Origin of the sequence: Arthrobacter sp. 24S4-2 (assembly GCF_005280255.1) — a bacterium.
In the GTDB taxonomy this organism is placed as follows: Bacteria; Actinomycetota; Actinomycetes; order Actinomycetales; family Micrococcaceae; genus Arthrobacter.
The window spans coordinates 4734133-4747538 of the sequence record NZ_CP040018.1 but is presented as its reverse complement, the minus strand read 5'-3'; the positions used below and the strand labels follow the sequence as shown (position 1 = coordinate 4747538).

Genomic DNA, 13406 nt, shown 5'->3' with positions numbered 1-13406 from the left:
AACTCCACTCTTTCGAACGGATGCGGCATGTCGGACGTCTACGGCCAGGAACGGGATCCAAGGCAAATATCGATCTACACCGCCGCCCAGCTTCCCTCGGACCAGGTCCTGGAACAGCTGGGCTCCGGCAGGGCGGGCCTGAACAGCGGTGAGGCCGCCAATCGCCTGGCTGAACTTGGTCCCAACGCCGTACGCACGCATCAGGCCAGCGGCTGGTCCGTGTTCGGCCGGCAGTTGGGCAGCCCGATCCTGATTCTGCTGTTGATCACGGCAGGGCTGTCGTTGTTCCTGGGAGATGCCACGAACTCCATTGTGATCGGAGTGATCCTGCTGGTCAGCGTGGGGTTGGGCTTCGCCAATGAATTCCGGGCCGAACGCGCAGCGGAGGCCCTTCACTCGCGCGTCACCCACCGGGCCGTGGTTCTCCGCGACGGGACCACCCGCGAAGTGGATGTCACCGCCCTGGTGCCGGGCGACGTCGTGCATCTGGGACTCGGGGCCATCATCCCGGCAGACATCCGGCTGCTTACCAGCAAGGATCTGCTGTGTGACGAAAGCATACTGACGGGGGAGTCGCTCCCGGCCAGCAAGGATCCGGCGCAGGTTCCTGCCGGGACGGTGCTGGCAGAGCTGGCGTCCTGTGCCTTCATGGGTACCGTCATCCAGTCGGGAAGTTGCACCGGGGTGGTGGTCGCCACCGGTGGCCACGCCGAATTCGGCCGGATCGCGCTAGGCCTGGGAGAACGTCAGCCCCAAACGGAATTCCAGCTGGGACTTAAGAAATTTTCGTTCCTGCTGCTGCAGGTCGCTGTCGTCCTCACCTCACTGATCTTCATCGCGAATCTGCTGCTTCAGCGGCCGTTGATCGAGTCCCTGCTGTTCTCGCTGGCCATCGCCGTCGGCATCACCCCGCAGCTGCTGCCCGCCATCGTGAGCACCAGCCTGTCCACGGGCACCCGACAGCTTGCCCGGCGGAAGGTCCTGGTCAAGCGCCTGGTCTGCATTGAAGACCTCGGCGACATGGACATCCTGGTGACCGACAAGACGGGCACACTGACCGAAGGAAGAATCAGCTTCACCGGTGCCCTGCCGGCATTTCCGGAGATGTCCGAAGGCGAGCTGCTGACCTTGGGCCTGCTGGCGACCGAGACCGACTACTCGGAGGCAAAGGGTTCGAGCGTGGGGCAAAATCCGCTGGACGCCGCGCTCTGGGAAAGCCGTGACGCCGCTGCGTTTGAACCTGCCCGTTATGAGCGGCTGGACGTGATCGGCTTTGACCATCTGAGGCGGAGGACCAGTGTGTTGGTCCGCGAGGCCGGAGGCCGGGTCCGCATGGTCACCAAGGGTTCGCCGGAGGACGTCCTGGCGCTGTGCGGCGGGACGTCGCCCAGGGTGCGTGCCTTGCTGGATGAACAGTTCGACGCCGGGTCCCGCGTGGTGGCCGTGGCCACCCGGGCCGCCGACGCACTGACGGATATCAGCCCCGCTGACGAAAAAGACCTGACCCTGGCCGGATTCCTCGTCTTCCTGGACCGTCCCAAAGCCAACGCAAGGGCGTCCCTGGACCAGCTGGAGTCCCTGGGCATCACAGTCAAGATCGCCACGGGGGACAACGCCAAGGTGGCCGAGAAGGTCTGTGACGAGCTCGGGGTGCTCTCCGGCGGAACGCTCACCGGTGCCGAGGTAGAGGCCATGTCCGATGAGGAACTGGCCGCCGCCGCCAGGCAGGCCACCATTTTCGCCCGCGTCTCGCCGGAGCAAAAGGCACGCATTATCGGCCTGCTGCGGCTGAGCGGAGGGTCTGTGGGTTTTATGGGTGACGGCGTCAACGACGCCCTGGCCCTGCACAAAGCGGACATTGGCATTTCGGTGGACAGCGCCACCGATGTGGCCAAGGACGCGGCCGACGTCGTTCTGATGGACAAGGACCTGGGCGTCCTGGCCGAAGGGGTGATGGAGGGCCGGAGGATTTTCGCCAACACCATCAAGTACGTGCTCATGGGAACGTCCAGCAATTTCGGCAACATGTTCAGCGCAGCCACGGCGTCCGTGGTGCTGAGCTTCCTGCCAATGCTGCCCGGACAGATCCTGCTCAACAACCTGCTGTACGACACCGGTCAGCTGGCTATACCGGGCGACCGTGTGGACAGGGAACAGCTGCTGGCTCCGTCGCACTGGAATATTTCGTTCATCAGGCGCTTCATGTTTCTCTTCGGTCCGATCAGTTCCATCTTCGATTTCGCGACGTTTGCCCTGATGCTGTTCGCTTTCAATGCCGTTCCCGGAGAGTTCCGGGCCGGCTGGTTCATTGAGTCGATTGCCACGCAAACGCTCATCATCTTTGCCATCCGGACCAGGCGGGTCCCCTTCCTGCGGAGCCGGCCTTCCATCGGGCTGCTGGGCGCGTCCCTTGGAGTGGTCTGCCTGGGTGTCTTCCTTCCGTTATCTCCGCTGGCGGGTGTGCTCGGATTCGACCTGTTGCCCGCGCCGTTCTTCCTGGCGCTTCTGGGCATGACCGTGCTCTATCTGGTCATGGTTGAATTCGCCAAAAAGTGGTTCTTCTCCCGGGCCGCCCAGCAACTGGCAGCCGTGCCGCCAGCCGTCCGTCGCCGCGCGCCCTCGCACCACATCTCCCGCCGCGCTGCCCGCTTCAGCACCCCTAAAGCCGGCATCCCCGGCGGACAGCTGGTCCGCGGCGGACGGAAGAGAAAGACCAAGAACACTCATGCCCGGACAACCCCCGCCCGGTAAGCCGGGAGCCATGGAATCGCGTGGGCAACAGGCGTAGTCTGCAGCTGTTAGCACTTGGTGACATTCGCCTGAACCGAGGCACATCATGAGCGTTGACCCCAATGCATCCGCTGCCGCCGGTAGCGTCCGCTCACGGATCGCCGGGCACCCCGTTGCCGCCTTCCTGATCATCGCCATTCCGCTGGCCTGGCTGGCGCAGTGCCTTTCCATCCTGCTGCTGGGGGACGTGACGCCCGGGCTCCTGGTGGAACTGCTGGTCCTGCTCGGGACCGCGGTGCTGGTCACAGCGGCTGCGGAGGGCCGTCCCGGCGTCAGGCGCCTGTTCAGCGGCGTGGTCCGCTGGCGTGTGGGCGCCGGCTGGTACGTCATTGCGCTGCTTGCCCTTCCGCTCCTGACTTTGCTGACCGCCGTCGTGACCGGGACCCTCCGGGAGCCGGGCAGCGGCTGGGCGGCCACGGCGGGTCTGTATTTTCTGAAGGCCGTGATCATCGGCGCTGTGCTGGGCAATGTCTGGGAGGAACTGGCCTGGGCGGGAGTGGTCCAGCGGTGGCTCATGGAGCGGCAGGGTGTGCTGGCGGGCTCGCTGCTGACCGCCGTTCCGTTCGCCCTGATCCATTTGCCCCAGGCTTTTGCCCAGCGCGGGTTCACGGCAACCCCCTGGGCCGATGTTGCCCTCTCGTGGGGAGTCCTGATCGGCTTTGCCCTCGTGGTGCGCTGTCTGATGGGCCTGGTCTACGTGGGGACCGGCGGGAGCATCCTGATCCTGGGCCTCCTGCACGGGTCCATGAATGCCGCCGGCAGCCTGGACGCAGCCGATTGGTGGCAGTACATCCCGGCAGTCGTGGTGCTGACGGCGGCAGTGGCGGCCTACCTCGCCGTACGGGCCCGGACCACCGGCCAGGGCAGCAGCGGACATGCCCTGCGCCGGCGGCGTATCCGGCCGGTCAGGCCCGCCAGCCCCTAGGCGGAAAAAGAGGGAGAAAAGGAGGGATCAGCAGCCATGGAAGATCCGAGGGTCAACGTGAGTGTCCGCCGGCCGGAACTGCGGCTGTCCGCCAGCCTGCTCCTCGCCGGCGTCGTGGTTTCAGCGCTGTCCGGGCTCCTGCATCCGGAAGCCGCCAGTGCCAACGACCATTCCGCAGCGTTCAGCGAATATGCCGCCAGCAACATCTGGACCGCTGTCCACTTGGGGCAGTTCCTTGGCATGGCGGTGCTCATCTGCGGATTGATCGTGCTGGCCTTCGCCCTCAATGTCCGGAACGGCCCGGCAGCCTGGGCCGTCCGGCTGGGCGCTGTGGCCGCCATCGCTGCGCTGGCACTCTACTGTGTCCTGCAGGGCGTGGACGGTGTGGCACTCAAGCACGCTGTGGACGCCTGGGCCGGCGCCGCGGAGCCGGAGAAGGCGTTGCGCTTTGCCGCCGCGGAGGACATCCGGTGGCTGGAATGGGGCGTGCGCAGCTAACAGAGCTTCGTCCTGGGGGCCGCGCTGCTGCTGTTCGGCGTCGCGGTCGCCGCCACACGCAGGGTCTCAGGGCTGATCGGATACCTGATGGCGCTGTCCGGCGTGGCATACATAGCGCAGGGCTGGGTGATCGGCGTGGAAGGGTTTTCCGCTTCCAACTCTTTGCCGACGTTGTTGGGCATTGTGCTGATCCTGGCGTGGACCGTCTGGCTTATGGTGGCGGCTTGGCGGAGCAAGCGCTTCGCTGAGACTTCCGCCGGCCGCTAGTGGCGGATAATGTGGAAGGTAAGGATGCTGCCAGAACAGCACCCCAGTTCCTGGCCCAGAGAGGCACACATGACAGAGAAGCTGCATCTCACCCCTGAAGACGACTTCCCGGACGACCTCGCCGAGGTTGGGGATAAGGAACTCCAGGTTCTCGACAGCCAGGTCCAGCGCCAGCTCGACTACGAATATGTGGCTGAGGGTGAACCCAACCCGGAAACGGAATTCAGGCACTACGACCTCGACGAGGAATTCAGCGAACGGGACAAACGGGACTAACCGTCCACCAGGATTTCGAGGGCTTCCGCGTCCTCGTCCCATCTGCTTGGCGTCCCCAGCCGGGCACTGAGACGCTGCATCCGCCCTGCGATCCGCCGTGAGTTCTTTCTTGCCAGGCGTGCCTGGAAACCGGCGATTACCGTTGGAAACAGCCGCACCCGTGAGGGAACGCCGGCTGCCGTCTCCACCAGGAAGATGAAGGACTCGTCGTTGCGCTCCTCGGGGTCCACCGCATAGTCGTCAATGAAGTCGCCGGCGCTGTAGATGAGGGGCCGGCCCCGGTAGAGCTCGATGCCGCGGAAGATATGCGCCGAATGCCCGAACACGACGTCGGCCCCGGCATCCACCAGCGCCCGGCCCAGGTCCCGGTGGGCGGGCGGAACGTCGGCGCCCCAGTTGCCGCCCCAGTGCGCCGACACCACCAGGAGTTCGGCCCTGGCCTTGGTGCGGCGGACCAGGGCAAGCAGGTCCCCGACCCTTGTCTCGCCCTGCTGCCGCTCGTCCACCGGCACGTAGTAGACCCCGGGCTGCCGCGGCCCGGCTTCCCAATCCGGTTGGTTGTCCGTGAAGGCAATGAACCCGACGGCGGTGTGACCCACCCGTCTGATCGAGGGCCGCCGTGCGGCGTCCCTGTCGGGTCCGGCGCCGGCGTGAAGGATTCCGCTGCGGTCAAGCGCAGGCAGGGTCTCCCGGAAAGCATCCGCCCCATAGTCCAGCACGTGGTTGTTGGCGAGGGAGACGGAGTTGATATCGGCCGCCGTCAGGACAGCCACGTTCCGGGCGTCCGAGCGGAAATGGAACACTTTCCCCGGCTGTGGCGTCCCGCCGTCGGCCAGGACGCACTCGAGGTTGGCAAACCTGATGTCTGCCTGCGCCAGGACTGGCAGCGTGTCGCCCCAGGGGAAGGCAGGCGGGGCCAGCCTGAGCCGCTCGTTCACCAGCCGGCCCAGCATCACGTCACCCAGGAACACCAGGCGCATGCGGAGCCTTTGTCTACTTCTCCGCGGGAGCGGCCACGGCATGCCGGGATCCCGCTTTGAGGGCGGTCCTGATGCTGACCTTCGATGTGTAGGAGATGGAGCCGTATTGGAAGAGCCGCACGGCCACACGGAGCATCAGGGCAGCCCCGATGTAGAGGATTGCGATCACAATCGCCGCTTCAAGGATGCCCAGCGAGCCGAAACCGTTCCGCAGCAGCGCAGTGACCGGCGCGGAGAACGGGAAATAGGTGAACACCTGGACAATCGGCGAATGCGGCTCCGACACCACCAGGCTGACGGAATAGAACGGAATAAAGATCAGGGCGATCATCACGCCCATGAAGTTCCCGGCCTCCTTGGCCGTGGGCATCACGGCGCCGATGGCCACCAGGGTGGTGGTGAACAGGGCGAAGCCGCCCACCAGGATGAGCAGGCCTACGGTCATGCGGAGGGGGTCGAAGACCAGCTGGGACGCGTCGAACTCCGGGATGCTGATGGCGTCACGATAGAAAAGGGCGCCGAGCAGGATGGGGGAGGCGAAGACGGCCACCTGCACCAGGCCCACCATAAACAGGGCCAGCACCTTTCCGGTGATGAGGGTGGTGGGCTTGAGTGTTGTCAGGATCATTTCGGTGACCCTGTTCTCCTTCTCCTCCAAGGTGGAATTCAGCATTTGTCCGGCCAAAAGCACCACCAGCCCGTAAAAGACCACCAGGAAGGCGAGCGGCGGAATCACGGAGTTCATGCCGCCGGCCACCGCCGACCCCTGGTAGGTGACGGTTTCCACCTCAGCCGTCCCGGCGGCGAGGCTCGAAAGCTGCGGGGAACCGATCTTCTGTGCCACGGCGTGTGCCAGCATGGCCTGGGCGACGGCGGCGTACTTGCCGTTCTCGAACACCCCCTTGTCCGCTCCATACACTTTCACCGCAGCGTTTTCCGGATGTGCCGGAAAATCGAAAAATGCCTGAACCGCGCCCGACTGCACTTCCCTGATCCCGGCGTCGGATGACGGCACGGCAACGGCCCCGAAAGCGGCGGCGACGCCGGGCGTGATCAGGCCGGAAGCGTCCAGGTAGGAGATGCTGAACCGGGCGTTCTGCTGGGCCTCGGCGGCGGTGCGGGTGCCCGTGTTGCTGAGAAAAATCAATCCGAACACGACGGCCATAATGACTGGCACGGACAGGGTGCCGATCCAAAAACGCGCCTTCGTGACAGTGCGGACGAATTCGAAGCTGACCACGGTGCCCAGGTTGTGCTGTGCCATGACTAACCACCCGCCCGTGCAGTATCGCTTGCAGGCATGCGGGCCGGCTGCGTGTTCTGGTCGCCGTAGACGCGGATGAAGATGTCCTCCAGGGAGATTTTGGTGGTGGTGAAACTTCGGACCACCACGCCGGCGTCCAGGAGTTCGCGCAGAATGGCCGCCTCGTCGGTCGCGTCCGTGATGGAGAGCTCCGCGTAGTTGGTTTCTTCCAACGTCACCTCATAGTGGGGCGACGGCGGAATGGGCCCGGCGTGCCGGACGCGGACGATCCGGCCGCCATATTTGTTCTGGACCTCATCGATGGTGCCGTAGGCCTCGGACGTGCCGTCTTTCAGGAGGATGATGCGGTCGCAAAGCCGCTCTACTTCCTCCATCTGATGGGTCACCATGACCACGGTGGCGCCGTCGTTCTTCTGTTCCCCGATGATGTCCATCAGCAGCCGGCGGTTCACAGGGTCGAAGCCCTTGGTGGGCTCGTCCAGGATGAGGAGCTCCGGACGGTTCATGATGGTGACGCCGAGCTGGACTTTCTGCTGCTCGCCGCTGGAGAGCTTGTCCACCTGGGTGGCGGCCTTGCTGGCCAGATCCACCCTGTCGAGGTAAGCCAGGGACCACTGCCGCGCCGAATGCCGGTCCATTCCCTTGAGGCGGCCGAAGTAGGTCATGACGTCCATGACCTTTTCCTTCTTGTAGAGCCCGCGTTCCTCCGGGAGATAGCCCAGCCTGCCGCCGTGCTCGGGTTTGAAGGGCCGCCCGTTGATGTGGAGGACCCCGGCTGTGGGTTCGTAGAGGCCAAGGAGCGCGCGGATGGTGGTGGTCTTGCCCGAGCCGTTGCTGCCCAGGAACCCGAACGTCTCGCCGGCCCGGACGTCGAAGGACAGGTCGCGCACCACGGTGGTGTCCCCGAAGTCCATCCGGAAACCGCTGATATGGACAACTGGCTCGTCCATGGCTGTCGCCGCCTGTACCCATCATTGCCCGCCGGTGTCTGTTCCCCCGGGGCGGGCTGCCATGTGACCAGACTGGCTGCGGATGCTCCCAAACGGAAGGGGCGAAGGTCCCGGCCGGTCGGCCCGGAAAAACGAAGTGGCCGGGAAGCGGAAGTCTCCGCGACCCGGCCACTAAATTACGACTACTTGTCGTTGATGGTGTCCTTGACGTCCTCAGCGGCGTGCTTGGCCTCGGCCGTGCCCTGATCAATCTTGCCCTCGGTCTCAAGCTTGCTGTTGTTGGTCAGCTTGCCCAGTGCTTCCTTGGCCTCGCCGATTGCTTTCTCGGCAGCGTTCTTGATCTTGTCGCCCAAACCCATGTTTGTTTCCTCAATCAGTTGATCAGTCGCAGGCGGGCGGATGCCAACCGTTGCCCTTCCACCCTAGGTGCAACCGGCTTCCAGTAGTGCCATACGCAGTTTTGCGTCCATGGCGTCGCGCCGTCGCAGCGTCAGTTGTTGCGGCGGCGGCGGAACCGGAACACGAGCTCTACGGCGGCGCACCCGCCCAGGGCCGCCAGCAGGGCAGCGTTGCGGAGCTCGTCCGGCGGCCACGAGATGCCGAAGAAGTCCGCGATGACGGGGACGGTGAGCAGCGCGAGCAGGCCGGCATACATCGAGGTGACGATGAGGAGCCGCCAGCGGTTCAGCGGTCGGGAGAGCACCAGCAGCACCCAGAGCGCCACGAGGGCGAGCACCATGACCGACCCGGTCCGCACGGAGTCCTCCCCGTACACGCCCGCCATCACCGCATAGGTATTCAGCGCAAGGACCGCCGCGGTGATGATGAGCCCGGCTGGGACGGCAAACGTCAGGGAGCGTTTGAGGAAGCCGGGCCTGTAGATCCGGGCATTGGGCATGAGGGCGAGGAAGAAGGCAGGGATGCCGATGGTGAGCCCGTCGGTGGCGGAGAGCTGCCGCGGCAGGAACGGAAAGCCCCACAGCAAGCCGCCGAAGACCACCGAAAGGCCAATGGCATACGCTGTTTTGGCGAGGAACAGCATGGAGACGCGCTCGATGTTGGCGATGACCCGCCTTCCTTCAGCCACGACGCCGGGAAGCCTGTCGAAGCGGCCGTCCAGCAGCACCAGCCGGGAGACGGCCTTGGTGGCCGCCGCAGCGGAGCCCATGGCAATCCCGATGTCCGCCTCCTTCAGCGCCAGGGCATCATTGACTCCGTCCCCGGTCATGGCCACCACGTGGCCCCGGCTGCGCAGTGCAGCGACCATGGCCTTCTTTTGCGCGGGGGTGACCCGGCCGAACACCTTGTGGTTCTGCAGGACGTCGGCCATCAGCTCCGGATTTTCGGGCAGTTCGCGGGCATCGTAGCCGTCAGTGGAGTCCAGTCCCACGTCGCGGGCAACTGCCGCCACGGTCCGCGGATCGTCGCCGGAGATGATGCGGAGGTCGACGCCCTGCTCCCGGAAGTAGGCGAGGGTAGTGGCGGCGTCGGGCCGTATCTTTTCGCGGAATGTCAGTAACGCGGCAGGCACCAGCATGGACGGCAGGGCTGCCCCGTCCGCTTCCCGGTCTGCCATGGGCCGCTCGGCGTGGGCCAGGACCAGGGCCCGGAGGCCGGACGATGCCAGCCCGCCTGCCGAGGCCAGGGCCCGGACGTGTCCCGGAGTCGTGGCCTCGAGGACCAGTTCCGGGGCGCCCAGCACCCAGGCGCCGGGCGCGGACCCCTCGTTGAAGCTGACCGCGCTCCATTTCCGCGACGACGCGAAGGGGACGGACGACGCCGGACGGAGGCCGCCGTCGTACTTGTAGACAGCGGCGAGGCAGCGGGCGGTGGCGTTGGCATTGGGGTCGGCCCCGAACCAGCCCAGCGCCTCCTTCCACCCTCGCACCGGTGCGGCGCCGGCGTCGTGCACGCCGTCGAAAATGATCTTTCCTTCAGTGAGGGTGCCGGTCTTGTCCAGGCAAAGCATGTCCACCCGGGCCAGCCCTTCCACCGCTGCCAGCTCCTGGATGAGGACTTTGTCGCGGGCGAGCCGCAGACCGCCCAGAGCGAAAGCGACGCTGGCCATGAGCACCAGGCCCAGCGGAACCATGGCGATGACGCTTGCCACGGCGCCGACCGCAGCGGTCTTCCAAGCGCCGGTGGCCAGCGCCTGGCTCCAGCCCCCCTGGGCGTGCATCTCCCCGTTGACAACGACGGCCATGACAGGGAGGAGGCCCCACGTGATCCAGCGCAGAACCCTGTTGAGGCCGGTGCGGATTTCCGAGTTCACCAGGGAGAAACGCTTGGCCGCCGCCGTGAGCTTGCCGGCGAAGGAGTCGTCCCCCACGCGAACCACCTGGGCCCGGCCCTGGCCGCCCACAACACTGGACCCGGCCAGGACCTCGGACCCCGGTGCTTTGTCTACGGGGTTGGATTCGCCGGTGAGCAGGGATTCGTCGATTTCCAGCCCGTTGGCGTCGTATACGGTGGCGTCCGCGGGCACCTGGTCTCCTGCGAAGAGCAGGATGACATCATCAAGGACCACCTCGGCCGTCGGAATGTCCTGAATGGCGCCGTCCCTCAGCACCCGTGCGTGCGGGGAGTTCAGCACCGCGAGCCGGTCGAGCGACTTCTTGGCCCGGTATTCCTGGACCACCCCGATGACGGCGTTGCCGACGGCGGCGAATCCGAAGAGGGCGTCCTGCCACCGCCCAAGGGCCAGGAGCAGCATGAAGCTCCCGGCCACGATGGCATTGAACAGGGTCAGGACGTTCGCGCGGAAGATGTCCCACAGGCTGCGGCTTGATGCGTTGGAGACCAGGTTGGTCAAACCTCCGCGGACACGTTCGGAGACGTCCGCACTGGATAGGCCGTTCCCGCGCCACCTGTCTTTGCCAAACCGGTGGGTGCGTTGCCCCGTCACCATGTGTTGCTCCCTTAGGCATACGCCGCTCTTAGTCCTTAGTGTGGCACGGTCCTTGGTGTGGCACGTCGGCCGGGCTCGTGGCCCGCCCTGGGGCGTCCGGCGGATGTGGCCCGTAAATGCGCGGGAACGGTAGCATCATGACCATGCCCGGAGTTCTCGACATTGCAGGTCCCATCCTGGAAGTGCTGACCTGGATTTGCCTGCCTGCCGGCCTGATCCTCCTCGTGGTCGTCGGGACAATGAGGCGCTTCGATGATCAGTGGATCGAGTCGGAGGGCGTGGTGTACTCCGACGAGAGCGGCGTGGGGTTCCGCTGGTACGACCACCACTACCAGGTCCATAACGCGCCCATGTCCCCGCATGACATCCGCCACATGGCGCCGGGGGACGCCGTCACCATTCATTACGCCGTGAAGACGCCCACCCGCTGGCGGACCACGGCGCCCGAGATCCGCGGGGAGGCAGCCGGCGTCCTTGGCTGGATCCTGACCGGCATCGGAGCGGCAGCCATGGTGTCCGGGTTCCTGCTGCCGATGTTCTAGGTCGCGGACAGGGCGGCCCGGACAGGCTAGATCGCGGACAGGGCGGCCCGGACGGACGGCCAGGCCTTCAGGATCTCCAGCACTCCCGGATCGCGCTCAGCCAGGATGGCCTCCGCGTAGGACTCCTCCAGCAGGGCATCCACGGAGACCCTGGTTCCGGTCGCGGCGCTAAGGACGGCGGCCTCCACCATGGCCAAGCTCATGATGTTCCGGTGGACCTGTCCCATCGGGGTGCTCCCGGTCCGGAGCGCGGCCACGAAGTCCCGCAGCGAACCGCCGATGTCCTGCCCGGGATCCGCGCCTGGCGCCGCGGCGGCCGCCTGGGCGGATTCCACGGTGGGTTCGTTGTCGCCGTCCCACAGGACGGTGCCGTGTTCGCCGCTGATCCGCCACGAAGCGTTCCAGGATGTCTCCTGCCCGGGGCTGCACCAACTGCCGGTGAAGACGAAGCGCTCCCCGCCGGTCATCTCGAAGATGGCGCTGGCCCCGGCATCGCCGCGGTACCAGCTCCAGGACGGGTTGTACTCCTCGCAGAACACCGACACCGGATCGGCGTCAAGCAGGAACCGGGCCATGTCGAACTGGTGGATGGCCATGTCCAGCAGCAGCGGGTGGTCCATGGCGTCACGGAAACCGCCGAAATGCGGGGCTTTGAAGAACTCGGCCGACACGATCCCCACGTTGCCCAGCGAGGACGCCAGCCGCTTCGCCTCGAACAGCTGCCGGTTGTAGCGGCGCGACTGGCTGACCATAAAGAGCTGGCCGGAGAGTTGCGCGGCCGCGGCGAGGGACAGGCCCTGCGACACCGTGGAGGCAACGGGCTTTTCGCCCAGGACCGGCAGCCCGGCGGCCAGCGCCTCGGTTGTGACTGGGTGGTGCGCGGCCGGGACGGTGACGTTGATGACGGCCCTGGCGCCGACGTCGGATGCCAGCGCTGCGGTGCCGGTCCCCACCGGAAGATCCGGCCGGCCGATGGCGACGGCCGCCGCGCGGGCGGCCTCCAGGTCAAGGTCCACGATGCCGGCCAGTTCCGCCAGCGGCGACTGTTCGACGGCGTTCAGCCAGGCGCGGCCCATGCCGCCGGCGCCGACGACGACGACGCGCAGCGGAGTGCCGTCGTCGGGGATGGTGGCGAAGGGGGTGCTCACGCGTTGGCTCCCTGGTAGCTCTTGCCGTTGAAGAAATCGTTGGTGTCGTAGCGCAGCAGTTCGGGGTAGGCGCGCTCGGGGCGGTCGGTGACTGCCCATTCGACGGCGTTGGCGATGACCCGGCGGACGTCCTTGTGGTGGTAGACGGGGTAGTCCTGGTCGCCCGGGCTGAAGAAGAAGATCTTGCCATGGCCGCGGCGGAACGTGCATCCCGAGCGGAACACCTCGCCGCCGCTGAAGGAACTGATGAACACGAGCTCTTCGGGGGTGGGGATGTCGAAGAATTCGCCGTACATTTCCTGCTGGTCGATCACGATGGGGTGCGGCACGCCCTTGGCGATGGGGTGCGTGGGATCAACGGTCCAGACGAGTTCACGGTCCTGCTCGGAACGCCAGCGCAGCGTGCAGGACGTGCCCATGAGCTTGGTGAAGATCTTGGACCAGTGCCCGGAGTGGAGGACGATCAGGCCCATGCCGGCGAGGACATGGCGGTGCACGCGCTCCACGATCTCGTCGTCGACATCGCCGTGGGACATGTGCCCCCACCACGTCAACACGTCGGTGTTGGCCAGGACTTCCTCGGTGAGGCCGTGCTCGGGTTCGTCCAGCGTGGCGGTGCGGACGCTGACCTTGGCGCCGAGGTTCTCCTCGATGCCGGCCTTGACGGCGCCGTGCATGCCGTCCGGGTAAAGGCGGGCAACGAGTTCGTCGCGCTTTTCGTGCCGGTTCTCGCTCCAGACGGTGACGCGAACGGGTCCGTCCTGCGGGGTTGCCTGCGTGGTCATGGGGTTTCTCCTTGAAAGAAATAGATGGTCGGAAGAGTTGAAAAACTGGTCACGTGCCGGCGCCGCTACTTAA

General features: G+C 65.9%; 13 protein-coding genes. 6 read left to right on the top strand and 7 right to left on the bottom strand.

Annotation, left to right across the window (positions count from 1 at the left end):
- Positions 1–27 precede the first annotated feature (27 nt).
- From mgtA to FCN77_RS21980, 5 genes are all read left to right on the top strand, one after another.
- On the top strand, positions 28–2751 hold the full coding sequence (mgtA, locus tag FCN77_RS21995) for a magnesium-translocating P-type ATPase (protein WP_137323987.1): 2724 nt from the start codon (positions 28–30) through the stop codon (positions 2749–2751).
- 85 nt (positions 2752–2836) lie between these two features.
- Positions 2837–3715: a CPBP family intramembrane glutamic endopeptidase gene (locus FCN77_RS21990; protein WP_137323986.1), complete on the top strand. Its 879-nt coding sequence runs from the start codon at positions 2837–2839 to the stop codon at positions 3713–3715.
- A gap of 36 nt (positions 3716–3751) precedes the next feature.
- Positions 3752–4213 (top strand): hypothetical protein, encoded by a 462-nt coding sequence (locus tag FCN77_RS27160; RefSeq protein ID WP_254678686.1) that lies wholly within the window; start codon positions 3752–3754, stop codon positions 4211–4213.
- Positions 4214–4300: 87 nt separating this feature from the next.
- Positions 4301–4480 (top strand): hypothetical protein, encoded by a 180-nt coding sequence (locus FCN77_RS27155; RefSeq protein WP_254678685.1) that lies wholly within the window; start codon positions 4301–4303, stop codon positions 4478–4480.
- Between the two features lie 69 nt (positions 4481–4549).
- Positions 4550–4756, top strand: a complete 207-nt coding sequence (locus FCN77_RS21980; RefSeq protein ID WP_137323985.1) for a hypothetical protein — start codon at positions 4550–4552, stop codon at positions 4754–4756.
- Here the strand turns inward: FCN77_RS21980 and FCN77_RS21975 are convergent.
- From FCN77_RS21975 to FCN77_RS21955, 5 genes are all read right to left on the bottom strand, one after another.
- The gene (locus tag FCN77_RS21975; protein WP_137323984.1) at positions 4753–5736 is read right to left on the bottom strand and encodes a CapA family protein; all 984 of its coding nucleotides are present in this window, start codon (positions 5734–5736) and stop codon (positions 4753–4755) included. The two genes, FCN77_RS21980 and FCN77_RS21975, sit on opposite strands and share 4 nt — an antisense overlap.
- Before the next feature lie 13 nt (positions 5737–5749).
- Complete coding sequence (locus FCN77_RS21970; protein WP_137323983.1) at positions 5750–7000, bottom strand: ABC transporter permease; 1251 nt, start codon at positions 6998–7000, stop codon at positions 5750–5752.
- A 2-nt stretch (positions 7001–7002) separates the two neighbouring features.
- On the bottom strand, positions 7003–7950 hold the full coding sequence (locus tag FCN77_RS21965) for an ABC transporter ATP-binding protein (protein ID WP_137323982.1): 948 nt from the start codon (positions 7948–7950) through the stop codon (positions 7003–7005).
- A 182-nt stretch (positions 7951–8132) separates the two neighbouring features.
- Entirely contained in the window at positions 8133–8309 is a 177-nt protein-coding gene (locus FCN77_RS21960) for a CsbD family protein (RefSeq protein ID WP_137323981.1), read from the bottom strand.
- A 131-nt stretch (positions 8310–8440) separates the two neighbouring features.
- Positions 8441–10858, bottom strand: coding sequence for an HAD-IC family P-type ATPase (locus FCN77_RS21955; protein ID WP_137323980.1), 2418 nt, complete (start codon positions 10856–10858; stop codon positions 8441–8443).
- Positions 10859–10995: 137 nt separating this feature from the next.
- On the opposite strand from FCN77_RS21955, the gene FCN77_RS21950 reads away from it, so the two are divergent.
- Complete coding sequence (locus FCN77_RS21950) at positions 10996–11400, top strand: hypothetical protein (RefSeq protein WP_368074296.1); 405 nt, start codon at positions 10996–10998, stop codon at positions 11398–11400.
- A 26-nt stretch (positions 11401–11426) separates the two neighbouring features.
- On the opposite strand, the gene FCN77_RS21945 is transcribed toward FCN77_RS21950, so the two are convergent.
- Positions 11427–12548, bottom strand: a complete 1122-nt coding sequence (locus FCN77_RS21945; protein ID WP_137323978.1) for a Gfo/Idh/MocA family protein — start codon at positions 12546–12548, stop codon at positions 11427–11429.
- The gene (locus tag FCN77_RS21940) at positions 12545–13333 is read right to left on the bottom strand and encodes a ThuA domain-containing protein (RefSeq protein ID WP_137323977.1); all 789 of its coding nucleotides are present in this window, start codon (positions 13331–13333) and stop codon (positions 12545–12547) included. Before FCN77_RS21940 ends, FCN77_RS21945 begins: the two co-directional genes overlap by 4 nt.
- Between the last annotated feature and the right edge of the window lie 73 nt (positions 13334–13406).

Bases quoted from the DNA above. Each gene is read 5' to 3' on its own strand.
- FCN77_RS21940 (WP_137323977.1), bottom strand. From the start codon at position 13,333: ATGACCACGCAGGCAACCCCGCAGGACGGACCCGTTCGCGTCACCGTC.
- FCN77_RS27160 (WP_254678686.1), top strand. From the start codon at position 3,752: ATGGAAGATCCGAGGGTCAACGTGAGTGTCCGCCGGCCGGAACTGCGG.
- FCN77_RS21980 (WP_137323985.1), top strand. From the start codon at position 4,550: ATGACAGAGAAGCTGCATCTCACCCCTGAAGACGACTTCCCGGACGAC.
- FCN77_RS21975 (WP_137323984.1), bottom strand. From the start codon at position 5,736: ATGCGCCTGGTGTTCCTGGGTGACGTGATGCTGGGCCGGCTGGTGAAC.
- FCN77_RS21965 (WP_137323982.1), bottom strand. From the start codon at position 7,950: ATGGACGAGCCAGTTGTCCATATCAGCGGTTTCCGGATGGACTTCGGG.
- FCN77_RS21955 (WP_137323980.1), bottom strand. From the start codon at position 10,858: ATGGTGACGGGGCAACGCACCCACCGGTTTGGCAAAGACAGGTGGCGC.
- mgtA (WP_137323987.1), top strand. From the start codon at position 28: ATGTCGGACGTCTACGGCCAGGAACGGGATCCAAGGCAAATATCGATC.
- FCN77_RS21950 (WP_368074296.1), top strand. From the start codon at position 10,996: ATGACCATGCCCGGAGTTCTCGACATTGCAGGTCCCATCCTGGAAGTG.
- FCN77_RS21960 (WP_137323981.1), bottom strand. From the start codon at position 8,309: ATGGGTTTGGGCGACAAGATCAAGAACGCTGCCGAGAAAGCAATCGGC.
- FCN77_RS27155 (WP_254678685.1), top strand. From the start codon at position 4,301: ATGGCGCTGTCCGGCGTGGCATACATAGCGCAGGGCTGGGTGATCGGC.
- FCN77_RS21990 (WP_137323986.1), top strand. From the start codon at position 2,837: ATGAGCGTTGACCCCAATGCATCCGCTGCCGCCGGTAGCGTCCGCTCA.
- FCN77_RS21970 (WP_137323983.1), bottom strand. From the start codon at position 7,000: ATGGCACAGCACAACCTGGGCACCGTGGTCAGCTTCGAATTCGTCCGC.